Below are 19,036 nucleotides of genomic sequence, written 5' to 3'. Positions count from 1 at the left end.
GAAAACCTCACGAATGAGCAACCAGACATCTTTACGCGTCGCAGACCTGCCGCAAAACGCTCCGACCCCGTTTGAGCTGCGCCCGACCGGCGACGCACTGGAGGCCATAAAACAAGAGCTCGGCCTGCTTGGCCTGCGCAAGTTCAGCTTTGTCGGCGAATTGCGGGCGCAGGGCAAACGCGACTGGACTCTTTCGGGCAAGCTGGGCGCGACGGTGATCCAACCTTGTGTCGTGACGCTTGAACCTGTGACCACACGCATCGATACCCCTGTGAGTCGTGTCTTTCTGGCCGATTGGACCGATCCGGACGAGCCCGAGTTCGAAATCCCCGAGGATGACGAAACCGAACCGCTTGGACCCGAGATCGATCCGGCGCTGATCATGGTTGAGGCGCTATCGCTGGCCCTGCCCCAATACCCCCGCAAGGATGGGGCTGAGCTGGGTCAGGCGGACTATACCGAACCGGGCAAACAGGCCCTGACGGATGAGGATGTGAAACCCTTCGCCGGTCTGGCCGAGCTGCGAGATGCGATGAAAAAAGACGAGTGACAGGCAAGGTATTTCCTGTCATAGCAGACCGTCAGAAAAACCGCTTGAACATGACGAGAATCGCAGTATTTTCGCGCGCTCATTGGATTTTGGGTTGGACATTGCGGGGCAAGCCCCTTAAACGCGCGTCAAACCACGAGAAAACAAAGTACGTAACCCGGCTGACAGCGAATCTGTAAGCCCTTATCAGACAAAGGTTGAGACCATGGCCGTCCAACAGAACAAAGTTTCCAAGTCGCGCCGCAACAATCGCCGCGCACATGACGCTCTGGTTGCTGCAAACCCGAACGAATGCCCGAACTGCGGCGAGCTGAAGCGCCCGCACCATGTTTGTGCCTCTTGCGGCCACTATGATGACCGTGAAGTCGTCGCTCAGGCCGACGAAATCGACCTGGACGAAGACGCGGCCTAAGCCTGATTGGACACAGGCCAAGGCATGACGGATCAGCCCACGCAAACCGGACGGATCATCATCTCGGTTGACGCTATGGGCGGAGATTCGGGCCCTGCCGTCGTTGTGGCGGGCATTGCAAAATCTGCGGACAAGAATCCGAAGATCGGGTTCATCCTGCACGGTCAGGAACAGGAACTACGCAAGCTGGTTGCCAAACGGCGTGTCCTTGATGGGCGCGTCGTTTTTCGTGATTGCCCTGATGTGGTCACGATGGAGGACAAGCCCAGCCAGGTTGTCCGTAGCGGCAAGAACACATCGATGTGGTCGGCGCTGGAAGCGGTGCGCGCAGGCGAAGCGCACGGAGCGGTGTCCTGCGGCAACACCGGCGCGCTGATGGCGATGTCGATGCTGCGTTTGCGCAAGCTGCCGGGCGTGAACCGCCCTGCTATCGCGATCCTGTGGCCCTCGCGCAATCCCCACGGGTTCAACGTGATGCTGGACGTGGGCGCGGATGTGCGCGCCGATGCCAAGGACCTGTTGCAATACGCGCTGATGGGGGCTTCATACGCGCGCAACGGTATGGCGCTCAGCCGCCCTCGGATCGGGTTGCTGAATGTCGGCACGGAAGAACATAAAGGCCGCGCCGAGCTGAAAGAAGCCCATGCAATGATCTCGGACTTTGCCGATCAGGCGAATTTCGAATTCGTAGGCTTCGTCGAAGGCAGTGATATTCCCGGTAACAAGGCTGACGTGATCGTGACCGACGGCTTCACCGGCAATGTCGCGATCAAAACCGGCGAAGGCACGGCGAATCTGATCGGTGATCTGCTGCGGCAGGCATTCAAGTATTCTCCGCTGTCGCGTCTGGCTTCGGTACTGGCGATCACATCGTTGAATCGCCTCAAGAAACGGATTGACCCACGTCGCGTAAATGGGGGCGTGTTTCTCGGTCTCAACGGTACTGTGGTCAAATCCCATGGCGGAGCGGATGCAACGGGCGTTTCGGCTGCGGTCAAACTGGCCTTCACGCTGGCCGAATCCGGCTTCTCTGAAAAATTGGCGGCACGGGTTGCATCAACAGCCGCACTTGCACAAGATGCGGCCCATTCCGTGTCTCAATCGGAATAATAACAAAAAAGGCAGTACCCCAGCATGGCAGGCCGCTCAGTTGTTGTAGGTGTCGGGCATTATTTGCCAGAGCGCGTTGTACCGAACTCTGAGTTCGAGAAAACGCTGGATACGACGGACGAATGGATTCGCACCCGGTCCGGGATCGAGCGGCGACATTTCGCGGCCGAGGACGAAACCACTTCCGATCTGGCCACCAAAGCGGCCGAAGCTGCACTGGCTGATGCCGGACTGACGGCGGATGATATCGACGCGATTGTGCTGGCAACCTCCACAGCTGATTTGACCTTTCCTTCGGCGGCAACCATGGTTCAGGCCCGGTTGGGCATGACCAAAGGTTTTGCCTTCGATGTACAGGCGGTCTGCGCTGGGTTTGTCTTTGCGCTCAGCAACGCCAACGCCCTGATCCTGTCCGGTCAGGCCAAGCGCGTACTGGTGATCGGCGCCGAGACCTTTTCGCGAATCATGGACTGGACCGACCGGTCGACCTGCGTGCTATTTGGCGATGGCGCGGGCGCATTGGTTCTGGAAGAGCAAGAGGGTCAGGGCACTTCGGACGATCGCGGCATTCTGGCGACCGACCTGAACTCGGACGGACGCTACAAAGACCTGCTCTATGTTGATGGCGGAGTTTCGACCCAATCCACCGGCCACTTGCGGATGCAGGGCAATCAGGTCTTCCGTCATGCGGTCGAAAAACTGGCCCGAACCGCAGAAGTCGCGCTGGAGCGTGCAGGTCTGTCCAGCGACGATGTTGACTGGATCGTGCCGCATCAGGCCAATATCCGCATTATTCAGGGCACCGCCAAGAAGATGGGCCTGCCGATGGATAACGTTGTGGTCACCGTTCAGGACCATGGCAACACATCGGCAGCCTCCATCCCTCTGGCCCTGTCGGTGGGCAAGCAAAACGGCCAGATCAAAACCGGCGATCTGATCGTTACAGAGGCGATTGGTGGCGGTCTGGCCTGGGGTGCGGTCGCACTGCGTTGGTGACCGGCACAATCCGGCTTACAGAGCCTCCTGCAATTCATTGATATTGACAGCGAATTTTGCATCGCCATATGCTCAGACATCAACAGGGGAAAAAGCATGGGCGACAAAACACTGACCCGAATGGATCTGAGCGAGGCTGTCTTTCGTGAGGTTGGCCTGTCACGCAATGAAAGCGCACAGCTGGTCGAAAGCGTTCTGAACCACATGTCTGACGCGCTGGTGCGTGGCGAACAGGTTAAGATTTCGTCATTCGGCACCTTCAGCGTTCGGGACAAAACCGCCCGTATCGGTCGCAACCCTAAAACCGGTGAAGAGGTTCCGATCCAGCCCCGTCGTGTACTGACATTCCGTCCGTCGCACCTGATGAAGGATCGCGTCGCCGCAGGGAACCGCAAGTAAGTTCAGGACATCCAGGTTATGAGTAAGTCCCCCGATGCCTTTCGCACCATAAGTGAAGTTGCGGACTGGCTCGGAGTTCAGGCTCATGTGCTGCGTTTCTGGGAAAGCCGGTTTACCCAAGTCAAACCCGTCAAACGCGCCGGTGGGCGGCGATATTATCGCCCCAATGATATGCGTCTTCTGGGCGGTATCAAGAAACTGCTACACGAGGACGGGATTACCATCAAAGGTGTTCAGCGTATCCTTCGGGAACAGGGCGTTGCGCATGTTGCATCGCTGTCACCTAGCCTGGACGAAAACGCGCCCGCACCCAGCATCGACGATACTGTGGTTCCGTTCGCTTCAGCGCCGGAACCATCCGCAAACCAGATCGACATGGATTTGGACGAACCCGCCCATTCCCCTGCCCCAGAGGCTCAGAAACCCGTCGCAACCCCCGAACCCAAACCGATACCGGCTGAGCTGGATGCAGCGCCGCTGATGGGTGGTATTGCCTCGCTGGCATGGAATCGTGACGAGTATGACGATGAGCTGTTGCACCAGATTGCACCCATCGCCAAGGACCTGCGCAGGTGGCTGGATCGCGTCGAACACCACACGGCGGGATAGCAAAAAAGGCGATGATTTCCTCTTGCCCCCGCCGGGAAAGTCTTTATGAACACCTCAACGTCGGGCTATGGCGCAGCCTGGTAGCGCGTCCGTCTGGGGGACGGAAGGTCGCAGGTTCGAGTCCTGCTAGCCCGACCAAATCACACCGACGTTTATGGCACATAGGCCAGATCCCGCTCTGGCAGCAGAGGGGATCGAGATGACAGGTGTTTGCCCAAACCAACAGCTTGAGGCGATGATTGCACGCGGTGAGATCACCGCCAGCCCTGACATCATCCCTGCACAGGTGCAGCCGGCAAGCCTTGATCTACGTTTGGGAACAGTGGCTTACCGGGTGCGCGCGTCGTTTCTGGCGGGCGAAGGGCGTTCTGTCGCAGACCGGCTGGCCGAGTTTGAGATGCACCGCATCGACATCACTGAAGGCGCTGTTCTGGAAAAGGGCTGTGTCTATCTGGTGCCGCTGATGGAATCGCTCGCCCTGCCCGATGACGTCAGTGCGGTGGCCAATGCCAAAAGCTCGACCGGCCGGCTCGACTTGCTCACGCGCACGATCACCGATGGCGGAACCGAGTTTGATCGGGTTCCCGCAGGCTACACAGGTCCGCTTTATGCCGAGATCTGCCCGCGATCGTTCTCGGTTCTGGTGCGCCCCGGAATGCGTCTGAATCAGATCCGTTTCCGCAAAGGTCAGGCGGTACTCAGCGACGCCGAGCTGACCGCGTTGCATGGTCAAACGCCGTTGGTTGATGGGCCAGCCGTCATTCAGGACGGGTTGGGGTTTTCGGTCGATCTGCAACTGCCCGATACCGATCTGGTCGGCTATCGCGCCAAGCCCCATACCGGGGTGATCGATCTGGATCGGATCGGCGAATACGACCCGCAGGAATACTGGGAAGAGGTGCATACCAAGGACGGTCGCATCATCCTCGACCCCGGCGCGTTCTACATTCTCGTCAGCCGCGAAGCGGTGCATATCCCGCCAATGTATGCTGCTGAAATGGCCCCATATCTCGCTATGGTCGGCGAGTTCCGGGTACATTACGCCGGATTCTTTGACCCGGGCTTTGGACATGCCGAAGCAGGCGGCGCTGGATCACGCGGGGTGCTGGAAGTGCGCTGCCACGAAGCGCCATTTGTGTTGGAACACGGACAAGTCGTCGGGCGCCTGGTTTATGAGAAGATGGCCGAAATGCCGACACAGCTATATGGTGCTGGGATTGCTTCGAACTATCAGGGTCAAGGCCTGAAACTGTCCAAGCATTTCAAAGCTGTGGGCTGAGTTTCAGAACTTCATGAATCGACGCATCTGACGCGACACCTGCCGCATCTGCTTTGCGCTTTGATTTTGGCGCTTGGTCGCATCGCGCATCTGGCGGTCCGCCTCGGGGCCATTCCCAGTATCAGACTGACCCGGTTTACGGCCCACCTTGCTGGCCATATCAATACCCTTGTCCACACCGTGGTTCACCAGGCGACGCATCACCCGGCGCACGATCATATCGATGATCCGATTGGCATTCATTGGCTCAACTCCGTTTCCTGCACCCAATGATAGGCGGGATCTGCGGCAATAAAAGGGCTGTCCGATCACTCTTCTTCGAACAGCTCGGTTTGATCTTCGTCCTCGTCATCACCCTGCCCTTCGCCCAGCGACACAGCACCAGGGGGTGGGCGATTCTCCAACAGTCCGGCTGCGCGCAACTCCTTCAGGCCCGGCAGGTCACGGGCGTTTTCCAGCCCGAAATGATCCAGAAACTCAGGCGTTACGACGAATGTCACCGGACGGCCCGGTGTCATGCGGCGGCGGCCCAGCCGGATCCATTCCATTTCGAGCAACTGGTCGATAGTTCCGCGCGAAACGGACACGCCCCGGATTTCCTCGATCTCCGCACGCGTGCAGGGCTGGTGATAGGCCACGATTGCCAGCGTTTCGATTGCAGCCCGGCTAAGCTTGCGGGTCTCAACCGTTTCCTTCTGCATCAGGAAGCCAAGATCGGGGGCTGTGCGGATCGCCCAAGCCTCACCAACGCGCACCACACGCACCCCGCGCCCTTCGTACCGTTTCTGAAGCGATTCAACAGCTTGCGCGGCATTGCTGCCATGGGGCATCCGCGCTTCAAGATCGCCAATCGTCACTGGCTCGGCGCTGGCAAACAGCACGGCCTCGACCATACGTTCCTGTTCCGCCAAGGGCGGCGCTTCGAACAGTGTGCCTGTCTCTTCGTTGGCGTCAGTCACGTGTCTCAGTCCTCTTACGCAGATGGATCGGCGCAAAGGTCTCGCTTTGCTTGATCTCCATATGTCCTTCTTTCACCAGCTCCAGCGAGGCTGCGAAGGTTGCAGCCGTGGCCGAGCGTCGCCGCACCGGATCAGCATCCCAGCCTTCGGGCAGGTAGGTCTCCATATCCGTCCACGCACCGGCAAAGCCTATCAGGGGTCGCATCCGCTCAAGCGCTTGTTCCATGGTGAAAACGGCGTCGCGGTCCATGACGAAGGGTCGGAACTCGTCGCGCGTGCGGATACGCGCGTAGCCCTGCATCAGGTCCAGTAGCGTCGCGGAATAGGTCACGGTGCGGATACGCGTAACATCCTCACCCTGCCCACGTTTGAAGAAATCACGGCCCAATTGGTCACGCGCCATCAGGCGCGCAGCGGCATCGCGCATGGCCTGCAGACGCTCCAATTGGAATGCGAGGTGCGCGGCCAGTTCCTCACCCGATGGGCCTTCGTCATCCGGGTCCGGGGGCAGCAGCAAGCGGGATTTGAGGAAAGCTAGCCAAGCGGCCATCACCAGATAGTCGGCGGCCAGTTCGATCCTCAACTGACGCGCTTTTTCGACAAAGGTCAGATACTGTTGAGCCAGCGCAAGAACCGAGATTTTTCGCAGGTCCACTTTTTGCGTACGCGAAAGTGTCAAAAGCACATCGAGCGGACCTTCAAACCCGTCGACGTCTACAATCAAAGCCTCGGCGGCCAGCCGATCGGCAACCGAGACCGGGTCTTCGCTGAAAAGGTTATCCTGCATATACCTGCCCGCCCATTAGGGCAGATAGTTCCGCCTCGGCGGCTTGGATGTCAAGTTCCTGTGGCGGTTGTCTCCGGACCAGCGCCCGATCTGCGCGGGCTTGTGCCGCATCCGACATCTCACCAGCGGCTTCGAGCACCGTAGCACGCTCTTCAAAGGCCCCGTTGCAGTGCAAAGCAACATCGCATCCAGCGTCCAGTGCCTGTCGGGCCAAGTCGGCGGGCGCGCCGTTCAGGGCTTTCATCGTGATATCGTCGGTCATAATCAGACCGTCGAAACCGATGCGCTCCCTAATCATCGTCATCATTCCAGCAGAAATCGTTGCGGGCCGTGGATCGATCTGGTCATAAACCAAATGCGCCGTCATCCCCATCGGCAAGTCGTTCAGCGCGCGGAATGGTGCAAAATCTGCTGCTTCCAGTGCACTTAGAGAAAGATCCACATGCGGCAACTCGTGATGACTGTCGAGCGTCGACAGACCGTGGCCGGGCATGTGCTTTACTACCGGCAACACTCCGCCATCAAAGTGTCCGTTGGCAACGGCTCGACCAATCGCGGAAACCTTTTCGGGATCAGACCCATAGCAGCGGTTCTTCAGGAACGCATGAGTACCCTCGCGGGCCAGATCGACCATCGGTGCACAATTGCTGTCGATGCCCAATTCCAGCAGTTCATGCGCGATCAGACGATAGCGCAGATACATCGCGCGCTCGGCCTGATCTTCGGCATGCGCGACATGATCCAAAGGAGGCAACCATTCACGGGCTAAAGGTGCGCGCAGACGTTGTACGCGGCCCCCCTCCTGATCGACGGTGATTAGGCAATTTCGGCCAACCGCTGCGCGGAAGTCCTCGCACAAGGCGCGGGTCTGATCAGCGGATTCGATGTTGCGGGCAAACAGAATGAACCCGAACGGGTTCATCTCTTTGAACAAAGCTTTTTCATCCGGCGTCAGGCGCAGCCCTTCGGCATCGGTGATAACCGCGCCAAATCTCACCGGACGGCGACCGGGATACAGTCTGCACCCTGCGCGACTAGGGCCGCGCAAAACTGGCGCGAGTCGCTCAGATCATCAAACCCCATGACACGCAGGCGATAGAAGGTTCGTCCTCCGCTTGAGGTCTTCTGGATAACACGCTGTTTTCCATTCATATATTCTCCAAATCGGCCATTCAAACGTGCCCATTCGGCCTGCGCCACATCGGCGCTTTCGTATGCCCCAAGCTGAGCAAGTCGCGTGCCTTTGGTCAATGTATCGGGATCAACATCCAGACCAACAGCAGCCTTTACTGCAGCATTGATCGCAGCTTCCGTAGCGCTGTTGGACGAAATAGAACTTGGCGTAGCGCGGGCTGGACGCATATGCGGACGCAGCGACCGGCGCACACCAGGCAGTGCAGCAATCTTAGGGTCGGGCTGTTGCGCTGCGTAATCAGCCGGATCAATCGCGGGCTCTTCTTCGGGCGTGACCAGGGAAGCCAATTGCACGCCCTGCTCAGGCGCCTGTTCGGGCAGAGGTTCGGCGGCGAGCCCTTCGGCCAGAGCGTTCACGATCGCCTGATCAGTGGCAGGTTCCTCAATCACTTGCACTGCATTTGTGGCCTCAAGCGCGGTCATGGGCGTGTCTTCATCAGTCAGAGACACGGGACGCGGTGCGAGGATCAGACGATCTGCCGGCGGTGCAGCAGTCCCGACAGCGGCAACTGCATTCACCGCTAGGCCCTGATGATCAGCAGGCGTCCCGCCGGGATTTTCGGGCTGCACGCGCATGGGTCCTTCGGCGGCACGCACGACCGGTACCCCGCTGACGTCGCGCATGATCAGTTGGTAGCCCCAAACGCCGACTCCGGCGACCAGCGCCAAAGACGCAACCGCCCCAAGCACGTTGACAATACGGCCCAGCCCAGCGCCTGCGCGCGGGGCGTCATCATAGCTATAGCTTTCATCAGGATAATCATACGCATCTTCAGGATGCGATTGATTCGAGTAATGCATCTGCTCGGGGCTATGCTGCCCCGAGTAATCGTAACGTGCCATTTCCGCCTCACCGCCCGATTGCGCCGTAAAAAGTGGCGCGCGGGTCATTTCTTGTCTGCCTCAGACCGGCGGTTCGGGCGATATTTGTTATCGCATCTCCTGCGCCGGGGTAACGCCAAGAATACCCAAGCCCGCTGAAATCACAACAGAAACAGCCCGGGCCAGTGCGATTTTCGATTGGCTTGTGGCAACATCGCCATCCTGAATGAAGCGCAACTGGGTTTCGTCATTGCCCTTGTTCCACAGCGCGTGGAAATCTCCTGCCAATTCATAGAGATAGAAGGCAACCCGATGCGGTTCATTTGTGCGAGCGGCGATTTCAACCAGACGTGGCCATTCTGCCAGCTTCTTGGCAACGGTCAGCTCAGAGGCGTGGTCGATCTTGCCCAGATCTGCCCCTGATAGCGTAGTATCATCGGCAGAAATCCCGGCCTCAGCGGCGCGGCGCAGCACACTCATGACGCGGGCATGGGCGTATTGGACGTAGAACACCGGGTTTTCGCGGCTTTGTTCCAGCACCTTGTCGAAATCGAAATCCAGCGGTGCGTCGTTCTTGCGGGTCAGCATCACGAAACGGGTTACATCAGGCCCGACCTGATCGACTACATCGCGCAACGTGACAAAGTTCCCTGCCCGCTTGGACATCTTGAATGGCTCGCCATTCTTCCACAACTTCACCAATTGGGTCAGCTTGATATCCAGCGGCACCTTACCATCGGAAAGGGCCGAAACCGCCGCCTTCATCCGTTTGACATAGCCGCCATGGTCCGCACCGAACACGTCGATTAGCGCGTCAAACCCACGGCTCACCTTGTCATAATGATAAGCGATATCCGGGGCGAAATAGGTCCAGCTGCCGTCCGATTTCTTGACCGGGCGGTCGACGTCATCCCCGTGTTCGGTCGACTTGAACAAGGTCTGCTCGCGCGGTTCCCAATCCTCGGGTTTCTTACCCTTGGGCGGCTCAAGAACGCCTTCGTAGATCAGGCCCTTGTCGGTTAGCGACTGAAGCGCAGCCTCGATCCGCCCTGTGCCGTAGAGCGACTTCTCTGAGAAGAACACATCCATCTCAACACCCAGCGCCTTCAGGTCGGCGCGGATCAGGTCCATCATAGCGTCGGTTGAGAATTCGCGCAGCTCTTCCAGCCATACGCTTTCTGGCTTGTCGATCAGGCTGTCGCCGTATTTCTCTTTCAGCGCCTGACCGATCGGGATCAGGTAATCGCCGGGATAGAGACCTTCTGCGATCTCAGGGCTCAGCCCATTAGCCTCGCGATACCGTTCATAGGCCGACCGCGCCAGCACATCCACCTGCGCGCCGCCATCGTTGATGTAGTATTCGCGGGTCACCTCATGGCCCGAATAGGCCAGCAAGCTTGCCAGCGCATCACCGAACACAGCCCCCCGCGTGTGGCCCACATGCAGCGGGCCGGTCGGGTTGGCCGAGACATACTCCACGTTCACCTTCTGACCATATCCCATGGTCGAACGGCCATAACCGGTGCCCTTTTCCAGCACCGCAGCCAACACTCCCTGCCAAACTGAAGACGCAAGCCGCAGGTTTAGAAAGCCCGGGCCCGCCACCTCGGCGCTGGTGATCCGGTCGTCTGCAGACAGCTTGCCCGCAAGCACATCCGCAATGTCCCGCGGCTTCATCTTCGCCGGTTTCGCCAGTACCATCGCCGCATTGGTCGCCATATCGCCATGCGCCGCATCGCGCGGAGGCTCAACCGCCACGTTGTCAAAGCTCAGCCCCTCAGGCAGCGCGCCTTCGGACTGCATCTGCGCCAGCGCGTCCAGTACCAGGCCGCGGATCTCGGAAAACAGGTTCATTTCGGATGTCCTTTTGCTTGCCGCGGGGTTTACCACGCAAAGCGCCAAGGTCAATGGACGCCTAAATTTTGCGCTTGGATTAACCGCTATCAGGACTAAGGTCGGGGAAAACCGTGACCGGAGCCCCTGAATGCGCCTTACCCTGCCCTTCGCCCTGTTGCTGACCACCACCCTGCCCACATGGGCCGAGATGCCCTCACCTCAAGGCCACGTACTGCTGACGCTCGGTGGCGCCATCACCGAAACCAATCTGCCCGCGCGCGCTGAGAACGACGGTGGGCTGTTGGGTTTTCTCGAAGTCACACATGACGGTGCAGCAGGCTTTGACGCTGCCATGCTGGACGGGTTGGAACAGATCGAAATCACCATCCCCTACGGCCCGCCAGAGAACCAGCGCGACTATACCTTTTCCGGCCCACTGTTGTCCGACGTGATGACGATGGCAGGTGCGAGGGGCAAATCTGCTCTGCCCATGGCTATGGATGGCTATCAGGCTGAAATCCCATGGGAAAGCATCGAGACACATCAACCCATCGTGGCCACCCACGCGGATGGCGTGCCGATGGGCATTGGTAGTTACGGCCCCACGATGATCGTTTTCCCGCCCACGAATGATGCTGAACTGGCTCAAACACAAGCCAGCCAACAGGTCTGGGCCATCGCCTATATTGCGATCGAGTGATCTCCGGTAAGCCGGGCATGGTCTTGCAGCGCAAACCTGTCGGTCATGCCCGCGATATAATCCGAGACGATGCGGGCCAGCGCGGTCTCATCCTTTGCCGTCTCGATATCGACATGCCAGTGCCTGGGCATCTGTTTCGGGTCGGACAGGTAAATCGGAAACAGTTCCTCAACCACCTTGCTGACACTGGCGCGCACTTCCATCACGCTCGGTGCGCGATACATGCGCGAAAACAGGAAGGCACGGATCTGTTTGAGCTTCGCCCAAAGATCATCCGAGAATTGAATGACCGGATAACCCAGATGGCGGATATCCTCGACCGACTGCGCCCCCGAGGCCGCTATCAACGCGCGTGAGGTGTCGATAACATCCGAAACCATGACGCCAAATACCCGTCTGAGCGCCTCGTGCCGACGGCGATAAGGGTCAAGACCCGGATACTTGGCATCCACTTCGGCGAAACAGGCATCAATTATGGGAAGCTGCTGAATGTCTTCATCTCTGAACAATCCCGCCCGCAATCCGTCAAACAGATCGTGGTTGTTGTAGGCAATGTCGTCCGATAGCGCCGCGACCTGCGCCTCGGCGCTCGCATGGGTATGGAGTTCGAGGTCAAAGCCCTGGTTGCATTCGGCCAGCGCCCAGGGCAGCTCGCCAGTAACCGGTCCGTTGTGTTTAGCTATTCCTTCCAGACATTCCCAGGTCAGGTTGCACCCATCAAACTCGGCGTAGTGACGCTCAAGTTTGGTTACGATCCGAATGGCCTGCGCGTTGTGATCGAAGCCACCATATGGCTCCATCAACGCATGCAGAGCATCCTCGCCCGTGTGACCAAACGGTGTGTGCCCTAGGTCATGCGCTAAAGCGACTGCCTCGGTCAATTCGCCGTTCAAACCCAAGGCCCCGGCAATCGTCCTGGCCACCTGAGCCACTTCAATGGAATGCGTCAGGCGGGTTCGATAACTGTCGCCCTCATGCTCGACAAACACCTGAGTTTTGTGTTTGAGGCGCCTAAACGCGCTGGCATGAATTATCCTGTCACGGTCGCGCTGAAAGCATGACCGAAAACTGCTTTCCTCCTCAGGTACAAGCCGCCCCCTTGCGCGGCCTGGGTCCGAGGCAAAACCCGCTCTGTCCAAAGGTCTTGTCCTTGTCGCCTGTCGTCAGATTCCATATATTGTACGATGCTAAGGAAATAAACCTTTGGAGACCGACATGAATCTGCCCCCAACAGTCACAGAACGCGCCTTTGAACGCCTGGCCGAAATCGGTGCCGCAGATCAGGGCCAGGCCCTGCGTGTCGCTGTGGAGGGTGGCGGATGTTCCGGTTTTCAATATGAGATCGCCCTGGATGAGCCGAAAGAGGACGATTTGGTGCTAGAGGGCAAAGGCCAAAAGGTCATCGTCGACTCGATCTCTCTGCCGTTTCTGGAGAACGCGGTAATTGATTTCACACAGGAACTCATCGGCGCGCGCTTCGTGATTGAGAACCCCAACGCCACGTCTTCCTGCGGCTGCGGCACATCGTTCTCGATGTAGCGCCAGTGGGGGCTTTGCCCCCACACCCCCAAGGTATTTTTAGCCAGATGAAGAGGGATCCGCTCTCTGACAGTCAAAGTCAGAGAGCTTCACCTGGCGCGGTCATCGGCGCCTCCGCCTGTACCGCATACTCAGTTTTGACGAATATGGTTAAGAATCCGTTTCTTCATCTGGCTAAAAATACCTCGGAGCGCGAGGCAGAGCCTCGCTAACTTGTTCGGCAACTTGCCGTTGCGTGTATTCTGCGCGATAGGTTGCCAATGGCACCGGAGGATCACGCATGAAAATCGCCACATTCAACATCAACGGTATCAAGGCACGGGCCGAGGCGTTACCTCGCTGGTTGGATGAGGCACAGCCCGATGTCGTGTTGCTGCAGGAAATCAAATCAATCGATGAGAATTTCCCCCGCGAGATTTTCGGGGAGCGTGGATATAACGTTGAAACCCATGGGCAAAAGAGCTTCAACGGCGTTGCAATCCTTTCGAAATTGCCGCTTGAGGATGTCTCCCTTGGGTTGCCCGGTGATGAAAGTGATGAGCAGGCGCGCTGGATCGAAGCCACTGTCATAGGAAAGAGAGCACTGCGCATCTGCGGATTGTATCTGCCAAATGGCAATCCGGTGCCGGGGCCGAAATATGACTACAAGCTTGAGTGGATGGAGCGCCTCTATGATCGTGCCCGCGATTTGATGGCATCAGAGGAACCCGCATTGATGGCCGGGGATTACAATATTATTCCGCAGGCCGAAGATGCCAAGCGCCCCGACGCCTGGCGCGAGGATGCGTTGTTTCGGCCCGAAAGCCGTGCAGCATTTCGCAAGATATTAAATCTGGGCTTCACCGAAGCCTTTCGCGCACGAACGCAAGGCCCCGGTCATTACTCATTCTGGGATTATCAAGCCGGTGCGTGGAACAGAAACGACGGGATCCGCATCGATCACTTTCTTCTGACGCCGCAAGCTGCAGATTTGATGCGTGATTGCAGGATCGATGCCGAAGTGAGGGGGCACGAAAAACCTTCGGACCATGTGCCGGTCTGGGTTGATCTCGACCTGTGAACGCTTACGCGGTCGCGTCGTAGCTATAGATCCACTCGTAGCGCCGCGCCAAGCGTGGACCAACCGCCATTAAGGCGGCCTGCGCGGCCAGCCTCATTGGCCCACGAAGGTGGAAATTACGCGCATTTGCGCCTGCGGCGCCAATCACTTGCCTGGCACGCGGTCGTCGAGTGGCTTCATAGGTAGCCAATGCGCGGGCGACGCCTGAGTTGTCCTGGAACGCGCGTGTCAGGACCCAGGCATCTTCCAGTGCTAGGCAAGCTCCTTGGGCCATAAAAGGCAACGTCGGGTGCGCCGCATCCCCAAGCACGGCCAATCGCCCATTCTGCCAGATTTGCGCCACGGGGCGCAGAAACAGCGCCCAAAGGTGAACCTCTTCAATCTTTGACAATATGTCACCAACCGGTCCGCCAAAATCGGCGAACCGGGTTCGCAGGTCGTCGGGATCACCCTGACGTCGCCAGCCTTCCTCTTGCCAGTCGGAACGCTCTTCTATGGCCACGATGTTCACGAGGCGTTGATCGCGCAGCGGGTAGGTTACCACGTGCCGGCCTGGCCCCATCGTCAAGGACGCGCATGGCAGTTCTTCTCGCTGGGTCCAGGGGATCGTTGCTCGCCAGGCAACCTGATGGGTGAACACCGGGACCTCGGGACCATTCAAGATCGGGCGGATAGCGCTGCGCCCACCGTCTGCGGCGATTGCGCATTCCGCACGCAGCCTTTCGCCGCTTTCCAGAACGATCTCGGCTTCGCTTGGGTGTTTATGAACCGTGGCGACAGGTGCATCCAGCCGAATATCCACCCCAGAGCGCAAGGCGGCTTTGTGCAACAGGTCCAGCAGATCTGCCCGGTGATAATAGTAAGTCGACCCAGCGGCAGGGACCGGGACCCGACTGATCACGCGCCCATTACGGTAATCGCGCAAAACGGTCCCACCCGAGATTTGTCCAGCTTCCGGGACCTTACCAGCAACGCCTAGCGCACGCAGTACCGCCATCCCGTTCGCACTGATTTGCAATCCAGCACCAACTTCGGTCAGTTCTGGGGCCTGCTCCAGAACCGTCACCTGAGCACCCTGACTTCGCAGTGCGAGTGCCGCCGCCATGCCCCCAATGCCGCCGCCAATGACGCAGAAATTCAGACCATTGATATTCATGGGCCTGCCATAACGCAAAAACGCCGGGGCGACAGGCCCCGGCGCTGTTGTTTTGTTGCAATTTCCCAGCGATCAATCGTCGCGGTGGACCTTTTCGCGGCGCTCGTGACGCTCTTGCGCCTCAAGCGTCATAGTCGCGATAGGACGCGCATCCAGGCGCTTGAGCGAGATCGGATCACCGGTCTTCTCGCAATATCCATACTCCCCTTCTTCGATCCGGCGCAGGGCCGAGTCGATTTTGGCCACCAGCTTACGCTGACGATCCCGGGTGCGCAGTTCCAGCGCACGGTCGGTCTCTTCGCTTGCGCGGTCAGCGACATCGGGAATGTTTCGGGTGTTGTCCTGCAGACCTTCGATCGTATCACGGCTGCCTGCGAGTAGTTCTGTCTTCCAATCCATCAGCTTGCGGCGAAAATACTCAAGCTGGCGATCATTCATGAAAGGTTCATCTTCAGCCGGACGGTAATCTTCCGGCAGAAAAACTTCCTGCTTCATATTTGCTCCCTCGGTATGGCCTGAAACGTCGGTTGCGATTGTATTACCTGACATTCGGCACCCCCTTCTGCGGAGCGTTTATCCGACGGGGCAGAGATTGTCACTACACAAACGTATGCCTCGCCGCCGCGTCACTCCGACTGCTCTAATATTGAGACTTGTAACAACAAAACCTTGTTTTTCTGTGGTTCTCGCAAGGCGTTTTTCAGGCAGCTTCAACCCCTGCGATACCCCGCCCCGAACGAATCGCCCAAAACAGATTGGACTTACAGCCCATTCCATCCTTTCGCGACGCTGCGGCCCGGCTTGTAAATAACCTTGCCTCTCTGTAACCCGAGCAGAGCAAACCCAGCCCGCATTCCGCGGAAACCACATGAGGGGTCCCATGACCGCACGTTTTCAAGGCACCGCAGAATATGTTGCCACCGACGATCTGAACATTGCCGTGAACGCCGCCGTCACGCTGGAACGCCCGCTGCTTGTCAAGGGCGAACCCGGAACCGGCAAAACCGAGCTGGCGAAACAGGTCGCAGGCGCGCTGGGGCTGACGATGATTGAGTGGAACGTGAAATCCACCACCCGAGCGCAACAGGGGTTGTATGAATACGATGCGGTCAGCCGTTTGCGCGATAGCCAGCTTGGCGAAGAGCGCGTGCATGATGTTTCGAACTACATTCGCAAGGGCAAGCTGTGGCAGGCGTTTGACGCGGATGAAAAGGTCGTGTTGCTGATCGACGAGATCGACAAGGCTGATATCGAGTTTCCGAACGACCTGCTGCAGGAACTCGATAAGATGGAGTTCCACGTCTACGAGACTGGCGAGACGATCCGTGCCAAGAACCGCCCTATCGTCATAATCACGTCGAACAACGAAAAGGAACTACCTGACGCATTCTTGCGCCGCTGCTTCTTTCACTACATCCGCTTTCCAGACGAAGCCACGATGCGCCGTATCGTCGAAGTCCATCACCCCGGCATCAAAGATGCGCTGCTGACCACCGCGCTGACCCAGTTCTACGAAATCCGCGAAACGCAGGGTTTGAAGAAAAAGCCCTCGACCTCGGAAGTGCTGGACTGGCTGAAACTGCTCTTGGCTGAGGACTTGAGCGCTGAGGACCTTAAACGCGACGGTGTGAATGCACTGCCCAAGCTACATGGTGCGCTTCTAAAAAATGAGCAGGACGTACATCTGTTTGAACGGCTGGCCTTTATGGCGCGTAGCAAGCGGTGATCACAGCTTGTCATCGGTACGGTCGGGTGTCAGCATTACATCAACGAAAGACCCCGCGCCAATCGGGCCTCCAGAGCAGGAAATAGTAAAATGTCTAACGCCCTCACAATTCGCCCCTTGCGACCAGAAGACCGGGATCAATGGGCCGAAATGTGGCGTGACTACCTGGCATTTTATGAAACCAAAGTGCCGGATTCGACTTTCCAAAGCACCTTTGCGCGGCTCTTAGGTGATGATCCGAATGACTTTTCCTGTTTTGTCGCGGATTTGGATGGGCAACTGCTTGGACTGACCCACTACCTGTTTCATCGCCACGCCTGGAAGGAAGAAAGTGTCTGCTATCTGCAGGATCTCTATGCCCGCCCAGAAGCGCGAGGCACCGGAGTTGGACGCGCCCTGATTGAGGCCGTCTATGAAGAAGCGGACAGGCAGAAAGCCCCCTCAGTCTATTGGCTGACGCAGGAAAACAACCATACCGCACGCAAACTCTATGACCGCATCGGCAAGTTGTCGCCGTTCCTGAAGTATCAGCGACCATGAGGCTTTTAGGCGCAACCCTACTTCTGGCGGCGCTGTCTGCCTGCACCACGGTCGACCGGATCGAGACGCCGACCCGTACCCAGGTGATTGAAGCATCGCTACCGCCGTCTAAATCCTTCGGCGCTGCTCGTCCAAGCCCGCCTGCCCGCTCAAACAAGAACATCGCCGCAGATTTCCTATCGCTGCATTTCGCACTTGAGAGCGGCGCAGAGTTGCCCGTTTTCACCCGGTTTGATGGACCCATCACGGTGCGTCTGACTGGGACACCGCCACCAACGATGCAGACCGACCTGAGCCGGCTACTGACCCGGTTGCAACGTGAGGCGAAGATCGACATCCGGCAGATTCCAGAGGGTCAGGCGAACATCACGATCGAGGCTGTAAGCCAGAAACAGATCCGCCGCATCCTGCCGCAGGCCGCCTGTTTCGTCGTTCCCAACTCTTCAAGTCTGGAAGAATACCGCCGTGACAGGCGCAAAAGCAAAAGCAACTGGACCGAACTGCGAAAACGTGAACGGATCGGGATATTCATCCCCTACGATGCCAGCCCACAGGAAATTCGGGACTGCCTGCATGAAGAATTGGCTCAGGCACTTGGACCTCTGAACGACCTCTATCGCCTAACCGATTCAGTATTCAACGACGACAATTTCCACACGGTTCTGACCGGATTCGACATGTTGATCCTGCGCGCAGCCTATGCGCCTGAGTTGCAAAATGGCATGACACGCGAACAGGTGGCAGCGGTTCTGCCCGGCGTACTCAGCCGGCTGAACCCCAGAGGGGATCGGGTTGCGCCACAACAGGTTACTGAGACACCTCGGGCCTGGATTAACGCAGTTCAACGCGCTTTGGGGGCTGGCGCTGGTACGGCCAAACGCGTCAACGCTGCGAACGAGGCAGCGCGAATTGGTCAACAGCAAGGCTGGACCGACCACCGCCGCGCCTATCCGCATTATCTGCTAGGGCGCATGGGGCAATTCGACGACCCCGAGGCGGCGCAGCAGCAATATGAAATTGCCCTGAAATACCTGAACGCCACCCCGGGAACAGAAATTCAGCGCGCTCATATCACGGCACAAACCGCAGCCTTTGCTTTGGCACAGGGTCAGGGCACCGAGGCCCTGCCCGAATTGAACAAAGCAATCAATGTCATGACCAAGGCCGAGAACGCCGCCCTTCTGGCCACTCTGCTGCTGCTCAAATCCGAGGCACTGCGGCAGTCCGGTCAACTAGATCAGGCACGTCGCGTTCGGCTGGACAGTATCGGATGGGCACGTTACGGCTTCGGCTCGGATTTGGTGGTGCGCTCGGTCACACAAGACATCGCGCAGTCAGCCGCCACAAGCACGGGTGGATAAC

General features: G+C 58.2%; 22 protein-coding genes and 1 tRNA gene. 14 read left to right on the top strand and 9 right to left on the bottom strand.

What is annotated here, in order from left to right; all coding sequences use genetic code 11:
- The first annotated feature begins 13 nt into the window (after nucleotides 1–13).
- The 8 genes from ACR0AU_RS01780 (at nucleotide 14) to ACR0AU_RS01745 (ending at nucleotide 5,355) form a co-directional block, all read left to right on the top strand.
- The gene (locus ACR0AU_RS01780; protein WP_480795185.1) at nucleotides 14–550 is read left to right on the top strand and encodes a YceD family protein; all 537 of its coding nucleotides are present in this window, start codon (nucleotides 14–16) and stop codon (nucleotides 548–550) included.
- 205 nt (nucleotides 551–755) lie between these two features.
- Entirely contained in the window at nucleotides 756–962 is a 207-nt protein-coding gene (rpmF, locus tag ACR0AU_RS01775) for a 50S ribosomal protein L32 (protein ID WP_008756996.1), read from the top strand.
- 24 nt (nucleotides 963–986) lie between these two features.
- Nucleotides 987–2,072 carry a phosphate acyltransferase PlsX gene (gene plsX / locus ACR0AU_RS01770; RefSeq protein WP_480795184.1) on the top strand — a complete coding sequence of 362 codons (1,086 nt, stop codon included), beginning with the start codon at nucleotides 987–989 and terminating at the stop codon, nucleotides 2,070–2,072.
- A 24-nt stretch (nucleotides 2,073–2,096) separates the two neighbouring features.
- Nucleotides 2,097–3,068, top strand: coding sequence for a beta-ketoacyl-ACP synthase III (locus ACR0AU_RS01765; protein WP_170406350.1), 972 nt, complete (start codon nucleotides 2,097–2,099; stop codon nucleotides 3,066–3,068).
- A gap of 96 nt (nucleotides 3,069–3,164) precedes the next feature.
- Nucleotides 3,165–3,467, top strand: coding sequence for an integration host factor subunit alpha (gene ihfA, locus ACR0AU_RS01760; RefSeq protein WP_008755922.1), 303 nt, complete (start codon nucleotides 3,165–3,167; stop codon nucleotides 3,465–3,467).
- Nucleotides 3,468–3,485: 18 nt separating this feature from the next.
- A complete protein-coding gene (locus ACR0AU_RS01755) occupies nucleotides 3,486–4,076 on the top strand; it encodes a MerR family transcriptional regulator (RefSeq protein ID WP_480795183.1) in 591 nt (196 codons plus the stop codon).
- Between the two features lie 61 nt (nucleotides 4,077–4,137).
- Nucleotides 4,138–4,214 (top strand) — tRNA-Pro (locus ACR0AU_RS01750).
- Between the two features lie 61 nt (nucleotides 4,215–4,275).
- Nucleotides 4,276–5,355, top strand: coding sequence for a 2'-deoxycytidine 5'-triphosphate deaminase (locus ACR0AU_RS01745; protein ID WP_170611156.1), 1,080 nt, complete (start codon nucleotides 4,276–4,278; stop codon nucleotides 5,353–5,355).
- 3 nt (nucleotides 5,356–5,358) lie between these two features.
- Here the strand turns inward: ACR0AU_RS01745 and ACR0AU_RS01740 are convergent, their stop codons facing one another.
- The 6 genes from ACR0AU_RS01740 to argS form a co-directional block, all read right to left on the bottom strand.
- A complete protein-coding gene (locus ACR0AU_RS01740) occupies nucleotides 5,359–5,598 on the bottom strand; it encodes a hypothetical protein (RefSeq protein ID WP_170611055.1) in 240 nt (79 codons plus the stop codon).
- 65 nt (nucleotides 5,599–5,663) lie between these two features.
- A complete protein-coding gene (scpB, locus tag ACR0AU_RS01735; RefSeq protein ID WP_170567026.1) occupies nucleotides 5,664–6,314 on the bottom strand; it encodes an SMC-Scp complex subunit ScpB in 651 nt (216 codons plus the stop codon).
- Nucleotides 6,307–7,101 carry a segregation and condensation protein A gene (locus tag ACR0AU_RS01730; protein ID WP_170509855.1) on the bottom strand — a complete coding sequence of 265 codons (795 nt, stop codon included), beginning with the start codon at nucleotides 7,099–7,101 and terminating at the stop codon, nucleotides 6,307–6,309. Before ACR0AU_RS01730 ends, scpB begins: the two co-directional genes overlap by 8 nt.
- Nucleotides 7,091–8,098, bottom strand: coding sequence for a beta-N-acetylhexosaminidase (nagZ, locus tag ACR0AU_RS01725; RefSeq protein ID WP_480795182.1), 1,008 nt, complete (start codon nucleotides 8,096–8,098; stop codon nucleotides 7,091–7,093). The genes ACR0AU_RS01730 and nagZ overlap by 11 nt, the downstream gene beginning before the upstream one ends.
- Nucleotides 8,095–9,186, bottom strand: coding sequence for an SPOR domain-containing protein (locus ACR0AU_RS01720; protein WP_480795181.1), 1,092 nt, complete (start codon nucleotides 9,184–9,186; stop codon nucleotides 8,095–8,097). Before ACR0AU_RS01720 ends, nagZ begins: the two co-directional genes overlap by 4 nt.
- Nucleotides 9,187–9,225: 39 nt before the next feature.
- The gene (argS, locus tag ACR0AU_RS01715) at nucleotides 9,226–10,971 is read right to left on the bottom strand and encodes an arginine--tRNA ligase (protein WP_480795180.1); all 1,746 of its coding nucleotides are present in this window, start codon (nucleotides 10,969–10,971) and stop codon (nucleotides 9,226–9,228) included.
- A gap of 130 nt (nucleotides 10,972–11,101) precedes the next feature.
- Between argS and ACR0AU_RS01710 the strand changes: the two genes are divergently transcribed.
- Entirely contained in the window at nucleotides 11,102–11,653 is a 552-nt protein-coding gene (locus tag ACR0AU_RS01710; RefSeq protein WP_480795179.1) for a putative pterin-binding protein, read from the top strand.
- Here ACR0AU_RS01710 and ACR0AU_RS01705 read toward each other — a convergent pair.
- Nucleotides 11,635–12,792 (bottom strand): deoxyguanosinetriphosphate triphosphohydrolase, encoded by a 1,158-nt coding sequence (locus ACR0AU_RS01705; protein ID WP_170732423.1) that lies wholly within the window; start codon nucleotides 12,790–12,792, stop codon nucleotides 11,635–11,637. The genes ACR0AU_RS01710 and ACR0AU_RS01705 overlap by 19 nt on opposite strands.
- 76 nt (nucleotides 12,793–12,868) lie before the next feature.
- On the opposite strand from ACR0AU_RS01705, the gene ACR0AU_RS01700 reads away from it, so the two are divergent.
- Together ACR0AU_RS01700 and xth are read left to right on the top strand one after the other, a co-directional pair.
- Nucleotides 12,869–13,192, top strand: coding sequence for a HesB/IscA family protein (locus tag ACR0AU_RS01700; protein ID WP_170406378.1), 324 nt, complete (start codon nucleotides 12,869–12,871; stop codon nucleotides 13,190–13,192).
- A 280-nt stretch (nucleotides 13,193–13,472) separates the two neighbouring features.
- Entirely contained in the window at nucleotides 13,473–14,252 is a 780-nt protein-coding gene (xth, locus tag ACR0AU_RS01695; protein ID WP_170611073.1) for an exodeoxyribonuclease III, read from the top strand.
- Nucleotides 14,253–14,256: 4 nt separating this feature from the next.
- Here the strand turns inward: xth and ACR0AU_RS01690 are convergent, their stop codons facing one another.
- Together ACR0AU_RS01690 and dksA are read right to left on the bottom strand one after the other, a co-directional pair.
- Nucleotides 14,257–15,408 (bottom strand): FAD-dependent monooxygenase, encoded by a 1,152-nt coding sequence (locus tag ACR0AU_RS01690; protein WP_170732425.1) that lies wholly within the window; start codon nucleotides 15,406–15,408, stop codon nucleotides 14,257–14,259.
- Nucleotides 15,409–15,480: 72 nt separating this feature from the next.
- Nucleotides 15,481–15,903 carry an RNA polymerase-binding protein DksA gene (dksA, locus tag ACR0AU_RS01685; RefSeq protein ID WP_074736317.1) on the bottom strand — a complete coding sequence of 141 codons (423 nt, stop codon included), beginning with the start codon at nucleotides 15,901–15,903 and terminating at the stop codon, nucleotides 15,481–15,483.
- Between the two features lie 385 nt (nucleotides 15,904–16,288).
- Between dksA and ACR0AU_RS01680 the strand changes: the two genes are divergently transcribed.
- From ACR0AU_RS01680 to ACR0AU_RS01670, 3 genes are all read left to right on the top strand, one after another.
- The gene (locus ACR0AU_RS01680) at nucleotides 16,289–17,134 is read left to right on the top strand and encodes an AAA family ATPase (protein WP_170396653.1); all 846 of its coding nucleotides are present in this window, start codon (nucleotides 16,289–16,291) and stop codon (nucleotides 17,132–17,134) included.
- Nucleotides 17,135–17,224: 90 nt separating this feature from the next.
- Nucleotides 17,225–17,674, top strand: coding sequence for a GNAT family N-acetyltransferase (locus tag ACR0AU_RS01675; protein WP_170732427.1), 450 nt, complete (start codon nucleotides 17,225–17,227; stop codon nucleotides 17,672–17,674).
- Nucleotides 17,671–19,035, top strand: coding sequence for a DUF2927 domain-containing protein (locus tag ACR0AU_RS01670; protein WP_170406392.1), 1,365 nt, complete (start codon nucleotides 17,671–17,673; stop codon nucleotides 19,033–19,035). Before ACR0AU_RS01675 ends, ACR0AU_RS01670 begins: the two co-directional genes overlap by 4 nt.
- Nucleotide 19,036 lies beyond the last annotated feature (1 nt).

The sequence above is a fragment of the Ruegeria sp. CG1 genome (assembly GCF_056537265.1).
This window is presented reverse-complemented; position numbering and strand designations above follow the sequence as displayed.